General features: G+C 70.6%; 16 protein-coding genes, 1 tRNA gene and 1 riboswitch. Of the genes, 9 read left to right on the top strand and 8 right to left on the bottom strand.

Translation table 11 applies throughout. The features are described 5' to 3' along the window. Window positions 1-18: 18 nt before the first annotated feature. Window positions 19-108, bottom strand: a tRNA-Ser gene (locus tag E5206_RS00430). Between the two features lie 149 nt (window positions 109-257). On the opposite strand from E5206_RS00430, the gene E5206_RS00425 reads away from it, so the two are divergent. Genes E5206_RS00425 through E5206_RS00410 form a run of 4 tightly spaced genes read left to right on the top strand, consistent with a single transcriptional unit; the run spans window position 258 to window position 4,136 of the window. Beyond that, window positions 258-1,277 (top strand): zinc-binding alcohol dehydrogenase, encoded by a 1,020-nt coding sequence (locus E5206_RS00425; protein ID WP_136320757.1) that lies wholly within the window; start codon window positions 258-260, stop codon window positions 1,275-1,277. Between the two features lie 4 nt (window positions 1,278-1,281). After that, window positions 1,282-1,680, top strand: a complete 399-nt coding sequence (locus tag E5206_RS00420; protein WP_136320756.1) for a 6-carboxytetrahydropterin synthase — start codon at window positions 1,282-1,284, stop codon at window positions 1,678-1,680. Window positions 1,681-1,690: 10 nt separating this feature from the next. After that, on the top strand, window positions 1,691-2,863 hold the full coding sequence (locus E5206_RS00415; RefSeq protein WP_205759977.1) for a glycosyltransferase: 1,173 nt from the start codon (window positions 1,691-1,693) through the stop codon (window positions 2,861-2,863). A 4-nt stretch (window positions 2,864-2,867) separates the two neighbouring features. Continuing rightward, window positions 2,868-4,136, top strand: coding sequence for a crosslink repair DNA glycosylase YcaQ family protein (locus tag E5206_RS00410; RefSeq protein WP_240689860.1), 1,269 nt, complete (start codon window positions 2,868-2,870; stop codon window positions 4,134-4,136). A 15-nt stretch (window positions 4,137-4,151) separates the two neighbouring features. Here E5206_RS00410 and E5206_RS00405 read toward each other — a convergent pair whose 3' ends face one another. After that, window positions 4,152-4,655, bottom strand: coding sequence for a nucleoside deaminase (locus tag E5206_RS00405; protein ID WP_136320755.1), 504 nt, complete (start codon window positions 4,653-4,655; stop codon window positions 4,152-4,154). 61 nt (window positions 4,656-4,716) lie between these two features. Here E5206_RS00405 and E5206_RS00400 point away from each other — a divergent pair, with 61 nt between their 5' ends. From E5206_RS00400 to E5206_RS00385, 4 genes are all read left to right on the top strand, one after another. Then, window positions 4,717-5,520 carry a phosphatase PAP2 family protein gene (locus E5206_RS00400; RefSeq protein WP_168709243.1) on the top strand — a complete coding sequence of 268 codons (804 nt, stop codon included), beginning with the start codon at window positions 4,717-4,719 and terminating at the stop codon, window positions 5,518-5,520. A gap of 12 nt (window positions 5,521-5,532) precedes the next feature. Beyond that, window positions 5,533-6,168, top strand: a complete 636-nt coding sequence (upp, locus tag E5206_RS00395) for a uracil phosphoribosyltransferase (protein WP_136320754.1) — start codon at window positions 5,533-5,535, stop codon at window positions 6,166-6,168. A gap of 76 nt (window positions 6,169-6,244) precedes the next feature. Next, window positions 6,245-6,622: a glyoxalase superfamily protein gene (locus E5206_RS00390; protein ID WP_136320753.1), complete on the top strand. Its 378-nt coding sequence runs from the start codon at window positions 6,245-6,247 to the stop codon at window positions 6,620-6,622. 90 nt (window positions 6,623-6,712) lie between these two features. Further along, a complete protein-coding gene (locus tag E5206_RS00385) occupies window positions 6,713-7,393 on the top strand; it encodes an HAD-IA family hydrolase (RefSeq protein ID WP_136320752.1) in 681 nt (226 codons plus the stop codon). 39 nt (window positions 7,394-7,432) lie between these two features. On the opposite strand, the gene E5206_RS00380 is transcribed toward E5206_RS00385, so the two are convergent. The 6 genes from E5206_RS00380 to E5206_RS00355 form a co-directional block, all read right to left on the bottom strand. Beyond that, window positions 7,433-9,448, bottom strand: coding sequence for a glycosyltransferase family 39 protein (locus tag E5206_RS00380; protein ID WP_136320751.1), 2,016 nt, complete (start codon window positions 9,446-9,448; stop codon window positions 7,433-7,435). Window positions 9,449-9,454: 6 nt separating this feature from the next. Continuing rightward, window positions 9,455-11,455: a glycosyltransferase family 39 protein gene (locus E5206_RS00375; protein ID WP_136320750.1), complete on the bottom strand. Its 2,001-nt coding sequence runs from the start codon at window positions 11,453-11,455 to the stop codon at window positions 9,455-9,457. After that, a complete protein-coding gene (locus E5206_RS00370; RefSeq protein WP_136320749.1) occupies window positions 11,456-12,856 on the bottom strand; it encodes a bifunctional glycosyltransferase family 2/GtrA family protein in 1,401 nt (466 codons plus the stop codon). Between the two features lie 152 nt (window positions 12,857-13,008). After that, window positions 13,009-13,770, bottom strand: coding sequence for a hypothetical protein (locus E5206_RS00365; RefSeq protein WP_136320748.1), 762 nt, complete (start codon window positions 13,768-13,770; stop codon window positions 13,009-13,011). Beyond that, window positions 13,770-13,928: riboswitch (cyclic di-AMP (ydaO/yuaA leader) on the bottom strand. (Overlaps the previous gene by 1 nt.) A 149-nt stretch (window positions 13,929-14,077) precedes the next feature. Beyond that, complete coding sequence (locus tag E5206_RS00360) at window positions 14,078-15,685, bottom strand: HAMP domain-containing sensor histidine kinase (protein ID WP_205759976.1); 1,608 nt, start codon at window positions 15,683-15,685, stop codon at window positions 14,078-14,080. A gap of 3 nt (window positions 15,686-15,688) precedes the next feature. Continuing rightward, the gene (locus tag E5206_RS00355; protein WP_136320747.1) at window positions 15,689-16,429 is read right to left on the bottom strand and encodes a response regulator transcription factor; all 741 of its coding nucleotides are present in this window, start codon (window positions 16,427-16,429) and stop codon (window positions 15,689-15,691) included. A gap of 233 nt (window positions 16,430-16,662) precedes the next feature. Between E5206_RS00355 and E5206_RS00350 the strand changes: the two genes are divergently transcribed. Beyond that, the gene (locus tag E5206_RS00350) at window positions 16,663-17,514 is read left to right on the top strand and encodes a hypothetical protein (protein WP_205759975.1); all 852 of its coding nucleotides are present in this window, start codon (window positions 16,663-16,665) and stop codon (window positions 17,512-17,514) included. Window positions 17,515-17,649 lie beyond the last annotated feature (135 nt).

Genomic DNA, 17,649 nt, shown 5'->3' with positions numbered 1-17,649 from the left:
AAGCAGGGCCTTTCCACATGGCGGTGACGGTGGGATTTGAACCCACGTTGGCTTTGACACCAAACAACATTTCGAGTGTTGCACCTTCGGCCGCTCGGACACGTCACCAACCTGTATAGGGTACCGGAGCATGGCGCACTTCCCCAAAACGGCCCCGAAATACCCGCCGCGGCGTCCCGCCCAGGGCGCCCGCGGCGCCCCGCTCGAACCAACACCCCTTCCCCGTACGCTGGCAGGGCACTAGATTCGTCAGCACGATGAGCAGCACTGACAAGCAGGCAGCAGGGCAGACCGCAGCAACCGCATACTGGACCGTCGGCCCCGGAAAGGGCGGACTCCGGCGCGAGGACCTGCCCGCGCCCGGAGCCGGCGAGGCCCTCGTGCGCACCCTGTTTTCGGGCATCAGCAAGGGCACCGAACTGGTGGTCCACAACGCCCGCGTTCCCGAATGCGTCGCCGCGGAGATGGCCGCACCGCATCAGGAAGGCACCTTTCCCTCGCCGGTGAAGTTCGGCTACCTCTCCGTCGGCGTCGTGGAGCAGGGCCCGGCGGAATGGCAGGGCAGGACGGTCTTCTGCCTGCACCCGCACCAGGATCGCTACGTCGTCCCGGTGGAGTCCCTCACCGTGGTCCCGGACGATGTCCCTGCCCGCCGCGCCGTGCTCACCGGCACGGTCGAAACGGCCGTCAACGGGCTCTGGGAGGCCGGCCCCCGCCTGGGCGACAGGGTTGCCGTGATCGGCGCCGGACTCGTCGGCGGCATGGTGGCCAAACTCCTGGGCGCCTTCCCGCTGGGCCGCCTGCAGCTGATCGACGTCGACCCGGCCAAGCGCGCGTTCGCCGGCACCCTCGGCGTTGACTTCAGCCACCCCGACGACGCCCTGCCTGACTGCGACATCGTGATCCACTGCTCCGCCTCGCAGGAAGGCCTCGAGCGGAGCCTGCAGCTCGTCGGCGACGAGGGGGACGTCATCGAGATGTCCTGGTACGCCGACCGCAAGGTCACCCTGCCGCTCGGGGAGGACTTCCACGCCCGCCGGCTGTCCATCCGTGCCAGCCAGGTGGGCGTGGTGGCCCGGGCCCGCCGCCACCGCCGCACCAACGCCGACCGGCTCAAACTCGCCGTCTCCCTGCTGAACGATCCCGGGTTCGACGTCTTCCTCACCGGCCAGTCGCCCTTCGAAGAACTGCCCGAAGTCGTCCAGCGGCTCTCCGACGGCACGCTCGACGCGCTCTGCCACGTTATTGAATACCCATCGACCGAAGCCACGAGGTAAAACCGTGTTCAGCCTGACCGTCCGCAGCCATTTCATGATCGCCCACAGCCTTCCCCGCGAGGCGTTCGGCCCGGCCCAGGGCCTGCACGGGGCGACTTTCGTCGCGGAGGTGACCTTCCGCCGTCGGGCGCTGAACGCGGACGCGATCGTCCTGGACATCGGCGAAGCCGGGAAGGTGCTGGACTCGGTCCTCGCCGGGCTGAACTACAAGAACCTCGACGAACACCCCGATTTCGCCGGCAGGCTGTCCACCACAGAGGCCCTCGCCCAGTACATCGCCGACGCCGTGGCGGCACAGATCCGCGACGGCGCTGACGGCCGCGAACTGGCAGGCCTGGACGTCACCCTGCGCGAGACCCCCGACGCCTGGGCCGGCTACTCGCTCGACTTCGACGCGAGCTAAGATCCCCTCCGTGCCGCCGTCCGGCCCCCGCATCCGCTTGGTGGTCCCGGGCAATGTGCGCCACAACTCGGGCGGGAACGTCTACAATGCCGCCCTCGCCCGGGAGCTTGCCACCCAGGGGGCCGAGGTGGAAACCTGCCCGCTCGACGGCGGCTGGCCCGTCGGCAGCCGTGAGGACCGACGGCGGCTGGCCGGCTTGCTGGGAGACTCCGGGCGTGCCCCCGCCGGCGCCTACAACCAGGCGGGGGACCGGATAACCCTTGTGGACGGGCTGCTCGCCTGCGGGGCGCCGGAGGAGCTGGAAGCGGCCGCAGCCGCCGGACGGCCCGTATGGATCCTGCTGCACATGCCGCTGGGCACCCACCCGGACCGGGAGCACCGCGCCCTGGATGCTGCCGCCGGCGTCATCTGCACCAGCGGTTCGGCCGCGGCGGGCATCCGGGCCAGGCACGGCTTCGACGCCGCCCGGGTGGCCCTGCCGGGCACCGGGCCCGCACCGCTGGCCGGCGGCTCGCAGCCCCCGCACCTCATCGCCGTGGCCGCCCTGCTGCCGAACAAGGACCAGTCGCTGCTGCTCGATGCGCTGGCCGGTCTCACCGGGCTGCCGTGGACGGCGTCCCTCGTCGGCTCCGACACCGCCGACCCGGTCTACGCCGCACAGCTGAGGGACACCGTGGAACGGCTGGGGCTTCAGCACCGGGTGAGCGTCCCCGGCGAGTTGCGGGGCGCCGCGCTTGAGGCGGAATGGGCCGCCGCAAACCTCAGCCTGCTCATCTCCCGGGCCGAGACGTACGGGCTGGCCGTGACAGAATCGCTCGCCCGCGGCATCCCGGTGGTCGTGCGTGCGGGCACCGGTGCCGTCGAGGCGCTCGCCGCCGGTGTCCGGCTGGAAAGCGGCCGGCCGGACAGCAACCGGCCGGACACCGCGGATCCGGAAACCGCCGTGCCGGGTACCGCCGTCGCCCTCGCGGCGGACGCGGCGCCGCTGGCCGGGGTGCTGCGCCGCTGGCTCACCGACCCCGGTCTCCGGTCGCGCTGGCGTGCCGCGGCTGTGGCGGCGCGTGGCCGGCTGCCCGGCTGGGACGCCACCGCCCGGACGGTGCTGTCCATCATCAGTGCCGACGGCACGGCCACACCGCAGGCCCGGGTTGATTCCACTGCCGAACAAGCTGTTGGAGAATGAGCCCATGACAACCGAGCCGATGACGACGAATGTGCCTCCCGTTGGGACCCTCACACCGGAGCGGCTCCGTGCCTGGGCCTGGCACAAACAGGGCCTGGACGGCTCGCTGGCCGGCTGCACGGCGGAGCAGGTCTTTGCCCGGGCCGGGTGGGCGCGGTCCGTGGGCGGCGCCAACCCCTACCTCACGCTGTTTGCCCGGGCCGGCATCCGCCGCGACCAGGTCGACGCCGACGTCCTCGCGCACCGCATCCTCGAACTCCCCACCGCACGCGGCTGCACCTACGTCCTGGGCCGTGACGACTTCGGCTGGGCGCTGCAACTGGGCCGGGACGCTGCCGAGGCCACCGTCAAGGTGCTCGGCAGGCTTGGCGTGGACCGCGGCGAAATCACGCTGCTGGAAGAACAGGTGCTGCACACCCTCGCCGAAGCCGAGGCGCCGCTGGACCCGCGCCAACTCAAGGAGGAGCTCGGCGATTCCGTGCGCAACCTCGGCGAGGAGGGCAAGAAGAAAGGCGCCACCACCACGCTGCCCACGGCCCTCGGGATCCTGCAGTCGCAGGGACGGATCCGCCGCGTCCCCGCGAACGGCCGCCTCGACCAGCAGCGCTACGCCTACGAGCTGTGGGGCCAGCCGGCCGGCACGCTCGACGACGCGGAAGCCCGCACCGAACTGATCCGCCGTTACCTGGCCTGGACCGGCGGCGCCACGTTTAAACAATCCCAGTGGTTCACGGGTTTCACCGTGGCGCAGACCAAGGCGGCACTCGCCGCCGTCGGCGCCGTGGCGGTCCCCACCGCGGTGACCGCCGCGGTGGACGCGGGGCTGTGGCTGCTGCCCGACGACGTCGGGCGCCTCGCCGCCTTTGAGGAACCCGCCGGGGAACAGATCCAACTGCTCGCCGGAACGGACTCGCTGGTGCTGCTTCGCCGCAACGCGGCGGACCTGCTCGATCCGGACAGCCCTGAAGGGGACAACATCGCCAGGAAGATCATGGCCTCGCTCGCGCTGCAGGCCGACCTCCCGGACCACCCCATCCTGGACCGCGGCAGGATCATCGGGCTCTGGCAATACGATCCGGGCAAGGAACGGATCGTGCCCTGGCTCTTCCACGGCGCGACGCCGGCCGTGACCCAAAGGATCGCCGAGGTGGAGGCCTGGATCCGGGATGACCTCGGCGACTTCCGCGCCTTCAGCCTGGACTCACCTGCCAGCCGGCAGAAGCGGATCGACGGCCTGGCGGCAGCCGCAGCAGGCTCCGTGGCCGGTAACTAGCGGTACCGCAATGGCTCAGGCGCCGCGGTGCCCGGCGAAGAAGTCCCGAAGCAGCGCCGCACACTCCTGTTCCCGGACGCCCGCATACACTTCCACCCAGTGGTTGAGCCGGCGCTCGCGGAGGATATCGAACACGGAACCGGCGGCTCCGGCCTTCTCATCCCAGGCGCCGAACACCACCCGCGGGATCCGTGCCAGCACAATCGCCCCGGCGCACATGGCGCACGGTTCCAGCGTCACCACGAGCGTGCAGTCCGCCAGCCGCCAGCCCTCGCCGGGTTCCCCGAGCGTGGCCCGCCGCTCCTGCAGGCGCGCCGCAGCCTCGCGGATGGCCACCATCTCGGCGTGCGCCGTCGGGTCCCCGAGCGCCTCGCGTTCGTTGCGCCCGGAACCGAGCACCCCGCCGTCGGGCCCGATCACGACGGCGCCGATCGGCACGTCCGCGGTGGCCAGCGCCCGGCGCGCCTCGGACAGGGCAAGGCCCATCCAATCGGCATGGCGGGGCTCCGGTGCGGTCATTGCTCAATGATAGTTTCGTGGGAAGCGAAGCCTTGAACGGGCTAGGAACAGGGAGGCAGCCGTGAACACCTTGACTGACCGTTGGGGCCGCTGGGTGGTTCCCTATGCGGCTCTCTGGATCACCCTGCTGGTCGGCGGCGTGATCGTGGTGGTCCTGGCACTCCTCGGCGCGGAGGTCTATGACAATGTTGTGGACGACGCCGGACTCGCGAGCCTGGACAAGCCCACCCTGGCCTTCGCCGAGCAGTTGCGCACTCCCGCGCTGGACACGGCAGTGACGGCGTTTACGAACATCGGCGGCGGGATCGGCATGCCCATCCTGGCCACCATCCTGACCGCATGGCTGACCTTCATTACGCGCACCTGGCGGCCGCTGATCCTGATCGGCGGCGCCGCCGCGGTGTCCGTGACGGCCACAGCCGTGGGCAAGAAGCTGGTGGGCCGCACCCGGCCGGACCATGCCGACGCGGTCCCGCCGTACGAGAACTCCCCATCCTTCCCCAGCGGGCACACGCTCAACACCACCGTGGTGATCGGCGTCGTGGTGTATCTGGCCTGCCTGCAGGTAAAACGGACGATCACCCGGGTCGGACTGATCACCGCCGGTGTGGCCTTTGCCGTGGCGATGGGCCTGAGCCGGGTCTTCCTGGGCCATCACTGGATGACCGACGTGATCGCCGCCTGGCTGCTCGGCCTTGCCTGGCTGGGGATCGTGATCCTTGCGCACAGGCTCTTTCATGTGTTGCGGCACCGCGAACACGCGGGCCCGGCACCGACGTTTGACCACCCGCTGCGCGAGGCGGTTGCCGCGGCAGACGACGCCGGTGCGCCGGGCTCCCGGGGAGGGCCGCCGACGTCCGGGTGATAGTTTTGACCCATGCGCACTCTCGTTGTGGACCACCCGCTGGTCGCCCATAAGCTCACCGTCCTGCGGGACAAGAACACCCCCTCCCCGGTCTTCCGCCAGCTCACCGAGGAGCTCGTCACACTCCTCGCTTACGAGGCCACCCGTGAGGTCCGCACCGAACCGGTCACCATCGAGACGCCGGTCGCCACCACTATCGGCACCGCCTTCACCAAACCCACCCCGCTGGTGGTCCCCATCCTCCGCGCCGGGCTCGGCATGCTTGAGGGCATGACCAAGCTCGTCCCGACCGCCGAGGTCGGCTTCCTGGGCATGGCCCGGGATGAAGAAACCCTGGACATCATCACCTACGCCGAGCGCCTCCCCGAGGACCTCACGGACCGCCAGATCTTCGTCCTGGACCCCATGCTGGCCACCGGCGGCACCTTGCGCGAGGCCATCAAATTCCTCTTCAAGCGCGGCGCCTCGGACGTCACCTGCATTTGCCTGCTGGCCGCCCCGGAGGGCCTGGCCAAGCTGGAGGAAGAGCTCGCCGACGCCAACGTGACAATCGTCCTGGCCTCCATTGACGAGAAGCTCAATGAGAAGTCCTACATCGTGCCGGGCCTCGGCGACGCCGGGGACCGCCTTTACGGTGTGGCCGGCTGATTCAGCCCGGAAGGCCCGGCGGCCGCCGGGCGTCCCTTGCCTTCCGGTTCTGCGTGTCCACGGCTAGCCTGTGGCCATGGACTGGAAACTTGAACTCGTCTTCGTCCCGGTATCCGATGTGGACCGCGCCAAGGACTTCTACGTCAACAAGGTCGGCTTCAACGCCGACTACGACGAGCGGCCCACGGACGGCATCCGCTTCGTCCAGCTGACCCCGCCCGGTTCCGGCTGCTCGATTGCCATCGGGGAGGGCCTCAACGACGCTGCGCCCGGGACCGCCCCCAGCCTTCAGCTCGTGGTCAGCGACATCCAGGCGGCGCACAAGCAGCTCAAGGACAACGGTGTGGACGTCAGCGACGTCGATGTCCAGGACTGGGGCCACTTCGTTTATTTCGCCGATCCGGACGGCAACAAATGGGCGGTGCAGTACATCCCCGGCCGGGCCAACGGCTGATCCCGCCAGATTGTGCGCCGTGACCGCCCGGCCCTCGGTCCGCGGGGTGAACGCGGGGTGTGAGGCGGGGGCATGGGGCAGGATGGGGTCATGAACCTTCCCTCCCGTCCTAGTGTCACGACCCTGACCGCCCGGGCCGTCCTGTTCGATATGGACGGCACGGTGGTCGATTCCACCAGCATCGTGGAGCAGGTGTGGACCACTTTTGCCGGGCGCTACAGCCTGGATATCGGGGAGATTCTGCGCTCCTCCCACGGCGTCCAGGCGATGGACACCGTCCGCAGGTTCGCCCCGGCCGGTGCGGACATCAATGCCCTCGCGGCCGAACTGGGCAAGATGGAGCTGGCCGAAACCCGCGGGATTGTCCCGGTGCCAGGGGCGCGGGAGCTGCTGGCGAGCCTCCCTCCGGACGCCGTAGCGCTGGTGACGTCGGCTTCACGGGAGCTGGCCGAGGTCCGGATGGCGGCCGCGGGGATCGGCGTCCCGGCCGCCTCGGTCACGTCTGAGGACGTCAGCCGGGGCAAACCGCACCCTGAGGGATACCTCCGGGCCGCCGCCCTGCTGGGTGTGGACCCGGCCGACGCGGTGGTGTTCGAGGACGCCCCGGCCGGCATCGCCGCGGGACGCGCCGCCGGCATCCGGACCGTGGCGGTCGGGCCCAACGCCGGCGAACTGCCGGAGGGTGTGCTCCATATTCCCGACTTCTCCGGGGTCTCCGTAACCACGCACCTCACCGCCGCCGGCGTACGCACCGTGTCCTTCAGCTTCTAGGGTCCGCACGCGGTCCCGGACCGCTCCAGCCCTGTCCGCCTACCCCGCCAAAAGGTACACCGTGGTGCCGCCGACGGTCCGGGCGGTGAAATTCGCCTGCACCCAGGCGGCGATCCGGGCCGCGTCGTCAGAGCCGGTTTCGCCCTGCATCATGCGCCCGGCGATGAAGTAGTGGATCTTTCCCCCGGCCACGAGCTGCTGGAACTGCTCCAGCGTCGGTGCGGGGTCGGTGCCGTTGAACCCGCCCACGGCCATCACCGGGAGCCCCGTCGCCAGCTGGTACCCCGCGGCATTGTTGGATCCGACGACGGCGGCGGCCCAGATGAAGTTCCCCGCGTTCGTTTCCAGCGCGGTCACCAGGGCGGACGACGGCGTGCCGGCACCCAGGAGCCCGCCCATGCCGCCCCCTCCCGGGCGGGGTCCGCGGCCCACGCCCGTCCCGTTGGCGTTGCCCTGGCCGCCGAAGACCGGCGGTATCCCGGCCGCACCCCGTCCGGTGGCCGCCGGCCCGGCACTGACGATCGAACCGCTCTGCGCCGTGGACGCGGTGGCAAGCGAGTATGCCAGCGGGCCGGCGAGGGCGGCGGCGACGGCGACGGCCGCCGTCGTCCGGGCAAGGAATCCGGGCGCCGCAAGCCGCGGGAGCGCAGCGGCGGCCAGCACCAGGACACCGGCGGCGAGGGCGCCCAGGAGCACTGCCCAGCGCAGCCACGGCAGGAACGCCGCGGTGCGGCCCAGCAGCTCGGACGCCATGAATCCGGCGGCCAGGATCGCCGCGGCGAGGACCGCCGCGGCCACGGGCCGGGCGCGTCGCTGCCAGAGCAGGACGCCACCCAGGCCCGCGAGTCCGGCGATCCCCGGCGCGAGGGCCACCATGTAATACGGGTGGATGATGCCGGCCATGAGGCTGAAGGTCAGGCCCGTGACAGCCACCCAGGCGCCCCAGACGATCACCGAGGCCCGCACGGCGTCGGTGCGCGGAGCATGCCGCCCCAGCCACAGCAGCCCCGCGCCGAGCAACAGCACCGAAGGCAGCAGCCAGGCGATCTGGCCGCCGAATTCGCTGTTGAAGAGCCGGAAGAGCCCCGGCGTGCCCCAGCCGTTGCCGCCGCCCACACTGCCGGTCTCCTGGCCGTTGAGCCGGCCCAGGCCGTTGTAGCCGAGCGTGAGTTCCAGGATGGAGTTGTTCTGCGAGCCGCCGATGTACGGGCGGTCCGCCGCGGGGATGAGCTCGACGGCGGCCAGCCACCAGCCCGCCGAGACGGCCATTGCCGCACCCGCACCCAGCAGATGCAGCAGCCGCTTGCCGAGCTTGGCCGGGGCAGCGAACAGGTAGGCCACGGCGAAGCCGGGGACAACCAGCAGCACCTGCAGCTGCTTCGCCAGGAAGCCGAAGCCCAGGAACACGCCTGCCAGCAGGAGCCAGCGCAGGGCGGCTTTAGCGGCGGTGGCGTCCTGGACGGACCGGAGCACGGCGTACGCGGCCGCGGTCATGAGCAGTACCAGCAAGGCATCCGGGTTGTTGAAGCGGAACATCAGCACCGCCACCGGGGTCAGCGCCATGACCGCACCGGCGAGGAGGCCTGCCCGGTGGGCAAGCCCGGCGTCGGCGGTGGCCGGCGCGGCGGCCCGGCGCACGGACAGGTAGACCAGCCAGACCGTCGCGACGCCCATAAGCGCCTGCGGCACCAGGATGCTCCAGGAACTGAGCCCGAACAGCCGCACGGACAGGCCCATCACCCAGAGCGCGGCCGGCGGCTTGTCCACCGTGATGGAGTTGGCGGCGTCCGAGGAGCCGAAGAACCACGCCGTCCAGTCCTGCGATCCGGCCTGGGCAGCGGCGGAGTAGAACGCGTTGGCCCAGCCGGAGGCGCCGAGGTTCCACAGGTACAGGGCACCGGTGGCCAGCAGCAGGACGGCCAGTTCGAGGCGTGGCCGCAGCGGTGTCAGCCGCGGGACCCTCCCGCGGCGCGGAGTCCCGGCAGCCTGGCCTGTGGCCAGGCTGCCGGGACTCTGTGGAACGGGGGAGGACACGGGGTGAAGGGTATCAGTCATGGCAGCCTAGGCGCCCAGCCTGTAGACCGTGGACGTGCCCACGGTCTGGGCCTGGAAGTTCGCCGCGACCCAGGCGGCCACCTCGGAGTTGCCCCCGCGGCCTCCGCCGCCGCCCATCCCGCCGGAGATGAAGTAGCCGATCTCGCCGCGGCCCACCATCGCCTGGAACTGGGCCAGCGTCGGGTAGGGATCGCCGCCGTTCCAGCCGCCGAGGGCAATCACGCTGGTGCCGGAGGCGAGTTCCAGGCTTGCCGCCTGGCTCGCGCCCGAGACGATTGCGGACCACTTGGTCCCGGCGGACTTCAGCAGCGCGGTCAGCTCGGTCGAGGCGCCTTCGTTGCCGGGGCCCCCTGTCCCGCCGCCCAGGCCATCAGCGCTGCCCTGGGCACCCCCGAATCGGGCGGTGGTCCGGCCGCCGCCCATCGCCGAGGCGGTGGGCCCGGAGGCGGGGATGGAACCGGAGTGCGGCTGGGCCGCCGTCGCGAGCGTCCAGGCAGCGGTTCCCGCCCCGCCGGCCAGCAGCGAAAGGACGACGACGCCGGCCGTGGCCGCCTTGCGGAACCGGCCGGGGAGGCCCGGGAGGCTGTCCACCCGCAGGATCACTGCGACGGCGGCGAGAAGACCCAGGACGACGACGATGACGCGGAGTCCGGGCAGCCAGCCCGGATCGCGGCCCAGGAGCACCGCGGACCAGACCGAGCTGGCCAGCACCGTGGCGGCCAGGACGATCCGGGCCGGCCAGTAGGCCCGCCCCCGCCACAGCTCCACTGAGCCGATGCCCACCAGGGCTGCGATCGCCGGAGCCAGTGCCACGGTGTAGTACGGGTGGATGGTGCCGCTCATGAAACTGAAGATCGCGGCGGTGACCGCGAGCCAGCCGCCCCACAACAGGAGGGCCGCGCGGGTCTTCGAGGTCCGTGCCTCCCGCCGGGTGAACCACAGCCCGGCGCAGAGCAGGATCAGGGCCGCCGGCAGCAGCCAGGAAACCTCGCCGCCGAAGCTGGTCCCGAACATACGGGTGATGCCGGCGGCTCCGCCGAATCCGACGTTCCCGCCGAACCCGCCGCCGGGTGCGCCGCCGCCTCCCGGCATGCCGCCACCGGAACCGGTGATCCGGCCCAGGCCGTTGTAGCCGAAGGTGAGCTCCAGGAAGCTGTTGGTCTGGGAGCCGGCCATATAGGGCCGGGCCGAGGCAGGGGTCAGCTGGAACAGTGCGATGTAGGTCCCGGCCACGACGGCGATCCCCGCGGCCGCGCCGAGCAAGTGCAGCAGCCGCCGTCCCAGGGTGGTGGGGGCGGCCCAGAGGTAGGCCAGGGCGAGCCCGGGCATGATCAGGAACCCCTGCAACATCTTGGCCAGGAACGCCAGGCCGATCACGGCGCCGGCCGCCGCCAGCCATTTCCAGCCGGCCCTCTCGATGGCGCGGGTGGTCAGGTAGCCGGCCAGCATCAGGCACAGGGTCAGCATGGCGTCAGGGTTGTTGAAGCGGAACATGAGGGCCGCCACCGGGGTCAGCGCCAGGGCGCCGCCGGCCAACAGGCCTGCCGCCGGGCCGGAGATGCGCTTGACCGTCAGATAGAGGAGCCCGACGGCGGCGACCCCCATGAGGGCCTGCGGAATGAGCATGCTCATTGCCGAGAATCCGAACATCCGCCCGGCCAGGGCCGGGATCCACAGCGCCGCCGGTGGCTTGTCCACGGTGATCGCGTTGCCCGCGTCCAGGGAACCGAACAGCAGGGCGGTCCAGTCCTTCGTGCCGGCCTGGACAGCCGCGGCGTAGAAGGAGTTGGCGTAGCCGGTGGCTTCCAGGTCCCACAGGTACAGCACGGCGGTGAGCGCCAGCAGCAGGGCCACCGAGGGCCGGACCCAGTGCGGCTGGGTGCCGAAGAGCAGGCGTTCACGGCGGTTTTGCGGGTGCCGCGTGGCCGGCTGATCCAACGGGCCATCGGGGGCCGGGGCAGCGGAGCCGCCACCGGATCCGGCTGGGGAACGAAGCGTGGTGGTCATCTACTTGGCCGTTTCTGTGCGGGGGCGGGAAGCGTCTGTGGTGCCGGCGGCCGGACCAGGATGGGCGCGGCGGCGCCGGAACACCACCAGCCGGAACAGCAAGAACTTTACGGCGGTCGCGGCGAGGTTCGCCGCGGTGACCGTGACGACTTCCAGCCAGCGGTCCGGGGTTCCATGGACGAGGGCCAGGGCGCCGGAGGTGAGCGCCAGGCCGATGCCGAAGACCAGGAGTCCTTCGAAGTGGTGGCGTGCCGCGTGGTGGCGCCCCTGGACGCCGAAGGTGAAGCGCCGGTTGGCGGCGGTGTTGGCCACCGCCGTGATGAGCAGCGCCAGGAAATTGGCGAGCTGGGGGTCCATGATGCCGCGGCAGAGCAGGAAGATCGCGAGGTAGGCGAGGGTGGAGGCGACCCCGATGCTGCCGAAGCGGACGAGTTGCCCGAACAGGCTGCCGCCGGGGCTTTGTTCATGTGGCCGGGAAGCGGCAGGCAGCGGGCCCCGGGCGAGGGCGGCGCGCAGTTCGGGAACGGGGATCCGGCCCGAGACCAGGTCCCGGCTCAGCCGGGCCATGCCGCGCAGATCAGCCAGGGCGGTCTGGAGGATGTCGACGCTGGAATCGGGATCGTCGGTCCAGTCCACCGGCACCTCGTGGACACGCAGCCCGCATCTTTCGGCCAGCACCAGCAGCTCGGTGTCGAAGAACCAGGCATTGTCCAGGGTGTGCGGGAGCAACTGCCGGGCGACGTCCGCACGGATGGCTTTGAACCCGCACTGCGCGTCGCTGAAGTGCGCGCCCAGGAAGGTGTGAAGCAGGACGTTGTAGCCGCGGGAGATGAATTCCCGCTTGGGGCCCCGGATCACGCGGGAATTGTGTGCCAGCCGGGTCCCGACGGCGAGGTCGGAGTGTCCTGAAATCAGCGGGGCGAGCAGGGGCCCCAGCGCCGCGAGATCGGTGGACAGGTCCACGTCCATGTAGGCCAGGACGGGCGACGGCGAGGCGAGCCAGACTTTCCGCAGCGCGTTGCCGCGGCCCTTCTCAGCAAGATGGACCACCGTCACCTCGCGCAGTTCACGGGCCACGCGTTCGGCGGTCTTGAGGGTTCCGTCCGTGCTGGCGTTGTCCGCCACGGTGATCCGGAAGCTGTGCGGGAATGTGCCCAGCAGGTAGGCGTGCAACCGGCGCAGGCAGGCTTCCAGGTCCCGCTCTTCGTTGTAGACCGGTATGGTCACGTCCAGCACCGGCAGGGTGGTGCGGGTGTCGATGGGGGAGCGGCGGGTGCCCGGCCCCGCGATGGGTCCTGCAACGGGTCCGGCAGCCAGTGCCGGCCCGGCGGCGGGAGCCGGAATGTCCGCCGTCGCCGGCGGCTGCGACAGGGTTCCTGTGGCCTGGTCTGTGAACGTCATTCCTCCACTGTGACGCCCGCTCTTATGAAGGCTTTAGTGCCAAGCTGTGCAAGGGCTGTGGAAGTCCGCCGGTCGTGGCAACTGCCGGCACACCGGAGGCCCCGCATCGCGCGGATGCGGGGCCTCCGGTTGAGGGGCTGGCTGTGCCCGGTTTAGTACCAGTTGTTGGCGTAGTGGAAGTTCAGGGCGCCGCAGGGGGAACCGTAGCGGGTCTTGACATACGTCAGGCCCCAGTTGATCTGGGTCCGGTAGCTGGTCAGGTAGTCGGCGCCGGCGCTCGCCATCTTCTCGGCAGGCAGGGCCTGGACCACGCCATAGGCGCCGCTGCTGGCGTTGGTGGCGGTTGTCCTCCAGTCGGATTCCCGGGTCCACAGCTTCATCAGGCACTGCATCTCGCCGGGAGCCCAGCCGTAGCTGCCCACCTGCACGGCGGCGTAGGCCTGCGCCCCGGCCGGGTCATCGACGGCGACGGGGGGTGCCGGTGCCGGTGCCGGCGCTGCTGCGGGTGCCGGAGCAGGCGTGGGTGCCGGCGCTTCCGCGGGCTTCACCTCGGAGGACTGGGGTGCGATGCTGCCGCTGGCGGGGGCAACGGGCTGCGCCGCGATCTGGACCTTCTCGAAGTTCAGCTTGGGCAGCGGATCCGCGCTGGGGATGGACTCCTCGGCGCTGGTGGCGCCGGTGGCGCTGGCATTCCAGCGGGCGGTATCGGCGGCCTGCCCGGCGGCGCCGACTCCGATCAGCACCGCACAGGCTGCGGTCACGACGGCGGCGCGGCGGCCGGTGGATCCGATGCCGGCGGCAAACCGGGACAGGGCTGAAGCGGGCTTGGCTGGCTCGGCGCGGTGGCGCGAGGCCTTGGACCGGGATTTCCGGACAACGCCCGCAGGGCGCGGTTGTACCTTGAATTCAGTCATGATCGCCTCTCAACGCCGGTGGAGTTAGCTGTCGGGTTCGGATGAGAAATCCGGCCGCACGGAAGATCACGTGTCGGCTTCACCCCAAGGGTGCATGCATGCAGAATGCCCGGGAACTCTGGGTCCCCCACCTCTGCCTGGTCCAGCGGAATCCGGGAAGCGGCAGAGTTTGGCGTCCGTCCGGATATGCGGCCCCAATGGCGGCCGCACTCGAAAAACCCTACCGGAGTTGAGGGATTAAGTCACGTTTCGATAACAGAAACCGCGACGGCGGTGCGTCGGCTTGCGCCCAGCGCCCGCCACATCGTCACCGGGGGGCGGCAGGCGGAGCCGGTGGAAGGCGGACGGCGAACTCCGTCCGGCCCGGCCGGGAGGTGACCTCGACGGTTCCGCCGTGGGCCTCCACAATCGACTGCACGATGGACAGACCCAGTCCGCTGGTCCCCTCGGCGGTAGGTGCCGGTGCCGGGGCCCCGCCGGCCGGCCCTGCTCCAGCGCGGGCGGGTGCCCCCGAGGTGACCGGCGCACCCGCCCGGGCGGCCGCCGCTGCCGTCGTCACCGCAGGGTTCTTCCGTGCCGCGTCGGCCCGAGCGAAACGGGCAAAGACCCGGTCAATGAACTCGGGCGCGATCCCGCTGCCGTTGTCCGTCACCGTCACCACGGCGCTGCCGTCGGCCGAGCGCATCACGCCGGTGACCACCTTCGTCCCGGGCGGGGTGTGCTTACGGGCATTGGAGAGCAGGTTGGCCAGCAGCTGGTGGAGCTGGGCCGCATCGCCGCGGACCACCACGGGCTCTTCCGGCAGCTCCAGTTGCCAGACGCGGTCCGGGGCTATGACCTTCTCATCGCTGACCGTCTCGATCGCCAACTGCGTGAGGTCAACATCGCTGAGCTTGAGCGGCTGGCCCTCGTCCAGCCGCGCCAGCAGCAGCAGGTCCTCCACCAGCGTGGTCATCCGCAGGGACTGGCTCTGCACCCGGGCGAGGGACTTCTCGCCGTCCGGCGTGAAGTGCTCAGTCATCCGCATCAGCTCGGTGTACCCGCGGATGGCGGTCAGCGGGGTGCGCAGCTCGTGCGAGGCGTCCGCCACGAACTGGCGCACCTTCATCTCGCTGTGCTGCCGCGCCTCGAGCGCGTTGGAGACGTTGTCCAGCATCTGGTTCAGCGCGTAGCCCACACTGCCCACTTCCGTTCCGGGATGGGCGGCCGACGCCGGAACCCGCACCGCGAGTGCCACCTCACCGGCGTCGAGCGGGAGGCGGGACACCTTGGTGGCCACCTCGGACAGCTGCTCCAGCGGTTTCATTGTCCGGCGGATCAGGGCCGTGCCGGCGAGGCCGATCAGCACGAGGCCGCCGGCGGACACCACCACCATGGTCCAGACCAGTGAGGCCAGGGTGTTCTCCTTCTCGGCCAGCGGAAGCCCGGTGATGATCACGTCGCCGTACGGTGCCTGGACGGCCGTGAGCCGGTAGGCGCCGGCGGACAGCGTGCGGTCCACCGGGATGCCGTTCGGTGCCAGCGCGAGGAGGACGTAGTCGTCGTCGGGGGACAGGCTCTTGCGGGTGGCGTCCTCCGCGAGGAAGCCGGCGCTGCTGACCGCGCCGCCCAGGATCCGGGCGTTCAGCGTGCCGACGCCCTGGCCGCGGGCCTCGAGGGGGTCGGGGCGTCCGCCGGTCCCGCCGGGCAGGGGCCGGCCGAATTCGCGTGCACGGGACGACGCCTGGTCCAGCTGGGTATCGAGCTGGCGGGTGAGGAAGAGGTCCATGGAGGCATAACTGAACAGGCCGACGGCGCCGCAGATCGCCACGAGCAGGGCCATGGCGACCAGGACCAGCCGGGTGCGCAGGTGCCACGTGGACGGGTTGCGCCAGTCACGGCCGGGGGTGCGGACCTCACCGGCTAGAGTGGGCACCGGCTACTCCGCCGGCTTCAGGACGTAGCCGGCGCCGCGCACCGTGTGGATCATGGGCTGGTGGTTGGCATCGACTTTTTTGCGCAGGTAGGAAATGTAGAGCTCGACGATGTTCGCCTGGCCGCCGAAGTCGTAGTCCCAGACCCGGTCCAGGATCTGGGACTTGCTGATGACGCGCTTGGGGTTCTCCATGAGGTAGCGCAGCAGTTCGAACTGCGTGGCCGTGAGGTGCAGTTCCTCCCCGGCACGGGTGACTTCCCGGGTGTCGACGTTGAGCACGAGGTCCCCGACGACGAGTTCCGCGGTGTCCATCGCGGCCACGCCAGAGCGCTGGACGAGCCGGTGCAGGCGCAGCAGCACTTCTTCCATGCTGAACGGCTTGGTGACGTAGTCATCCCCGCCGGCGGCCAGTCCGGTGATCTTGTCCTGCACGGCGTCCTTGGCGGTCAGGAACAAGGCCGGGACCTCCGGCGCGAAAGCCCGGATCCTGCCCAGCAGTTCCACGCCGTCGAATCCGGGGAGCATAACGTCCAGCACCAGGACGTCGGGGCGGAACTCCTTGGCAAGCTTGACCGCCTCGGGGCCGTCGGCGGCGACGGCGACGGACCAGCCCGCCATCCGCAGGCCCATACTCATGAGCTCGGAAAGGCTGGGCTCGTCGTCCACCACCAGCGCGCGGATGGGCGAGCCGTCGGGATGGGTGAGCTGGGGAAGGTTGTTGGTCATGGAGTGCGAAGTGGCCATGGGACAACTCTCCGTTCTGCCGGTTGGTTGCGGCTTTGGGGATCCTGTGCGGCACCTGTGAATCCCAGCCTAGCGAGCTGGATGCGCCCGTGGGTGTACGGATCTGCTTTCCCTGCCCGTTGGAAGGCCGTCGGCAGGTCACAGCCGCAGCTGTTGAGCCGCACAGCGCATGCACAGGATCGCTCAGCACTCTGGAGGGGACACCGATCCCGTCCCGATTGAAGGAGAACCCCATGAGCGGACAGCAGCCCGGGCCCGTCCCGGAACCCACCACGGATGCCGCGGCCGCGCCTGCGCCCGTGACACGGCCGGGCGGCGGGCCCGTCGCCCCAGGGCCCGCCGCCGCGCCCTTTGCCGCGCAGCACGACGCCTGGCCGCCGGCGCAGGCCGCAACGCCAGGCTGGGGCGCGCCCGGACACGGTCCGGCGGCGCCGGCGCAGGCCGCAACGCCAGGCTGGGGCGCGCCCGGAGCAGCTCCCCAGGGAGGCTCCACGGCCAGGCTCTGGACGCTCAAGCGGGGTCTCGTCGTCGGCGGGGCCGCCCTGGTGCTCGCCGCCGGGGCAGGTGTCGGTGTGTATGCCCTTACCTCAAGTTCGGCGTCAGCTGATGGAACGACGCGCGGCGCGGCTGGCGCCCCCGGTGGCCAAGGCCCGGCCCAGGGCGGCTTCGCCGGCGGGATGCCGGGCCAGGCCGGCCCCGGCCAGGGCGGAGCCGGCAACTTCTCGCCCGACGGGATGGGTGGCGGACTTGCCGCTGCCCTGCATGCCGAATACGTGGTCCTTCAGGGTGGCGCGTACGTCACGAAGGCCGAACAGCTCGGCAGTGTCACCGAGGTCACTTCGGGTTCCGTCACCGTGAAGAGCAGCGACGGATTCACGCGCAGCTACGCGCTGGGTGCCGATGTGGTGGTCAGCAAGCAGCAACAAAGGCGCCAGCAGGCCGGGGGAAGTACCGGCAGCCAGTTGGGCGTGGCGGACATTGCCACCGGGGCGACGGTCCGGATCGTCGCGGCCAAGAATGGAACCGACTACGCAGCCGAGTCAGTGGTGCTCGTGGCGGCCACCGCAACCGGCCAGGCCAACTGAGCCTGGCGTGACCACTCTGTGGACGGTGGACAGGCGCCACTTGATTCAGCGGTGTTTCATCTAATTCCAATACAGTGAATGATCATGAACGAGAGGGGCCTTCCACCGAACATACTTCGGCGAGAGGCCCCCTTT

The organism is Arthrobacter sp. PAMC25564 (assembly GCF_004798705.1).
Lineage (GTDB): Bacteria > Actinomycetota > Actinomycetes > Actinomycetales > Micrococcaceae > Arthrobacter.
The sequence above is the reverse complement of the archived record's forward strand: the minus strand, read 5'-3'. Positions and strand labels throughout refer to the sequence as shown.

Excerpts from the sequence above, each read along its gene's own strand:
- E5206_RS00425 (WP_136320757.1), top strand. The coding sequence starts at position 258 with ATGAGCAGCACTGACAAGCAGGCAGCAGGGCAGACCGCAGCAACCGCA.
- E5206_RS00410 (WP_240689860.1), top strand. The coding sequence starts at position 2,868 with ATGACAACCGAGCCGATGACGACGAATGTGCCTCCCGTTGGGACCCTC.
- E5206_RS00405 (WP_136320755.1), bottom strand. The coding sequence starts at position 4,655 with ATGACCGCACCGGAGCCCCGCCATGCCGATTGGATGGGCCTTGCCCTG.
- upp (WP_136320754.1), top strand. The coding sequence starts at position 5,533 with ATGCGCACTCTCGTTGTGGACCACCCGCTGGTCGCCCATAAGCTCACC.
- E5206_RS00390 (WP_136320753.1), top strand. The coding sequence starts at position 6,245 with ATGGACTGGAAACTTGAACTCGTCTTCGTCCCGGTATCCGATGTGGAC.
- E5206_RS00385 (WP_136320752.1), top strand. The coding sequence starts at position 6,713 with ATGAACCTTCCCTCCCGTCCTAGTGTCACGACCCTGACCGCCCGGGCC.
- E5206_RS00380 (WP_136320751.1), bottom strand. The coding sequence starts at position 9,448 with ATGACTGATACCCTTCACCCCGTGTCCTCCCCCGTTCCACAGAGTCCC.
- E5206_RS00375 (WP_136320750.1), bottom strand. The coding sequence starts at position 11,455 with ATGACCACCACGCTTCGTTCCCCAGCCGGATCCGGTGGCGGCTCCGCT.
- E5206_RS00370 (WP_136320749.1), bottom strand. The coding sequence starts at position 12,856 with ATGACGTTCACAGACCAGGCCACAGGAACCCTGTCGCAGCCGCCGGCG.
- E5206_RS00365 (WP_136320748.1), bottom strand. The coding sequence starts at position 13,770 with ATGACTGAATTCAAGGTACAACCGCGCCCTGCGGGCGTTGTCCGGAAA.
- E5206_RS00355 (WP_136320747.1), bottom strand. The coding sequence starts at position 16,429 with ATGGCCACTTCGCACTCCATGACCAACAACCTTCCCCAGCTCACCCAT.
- E5206_RS00350 (WP_205759975.1), top strand. The coding sequence starts at position 16,663 with ATGAGCGGACAGCAGCCCGGGCCCGTCCCGGAACCCACCACGGATGCC.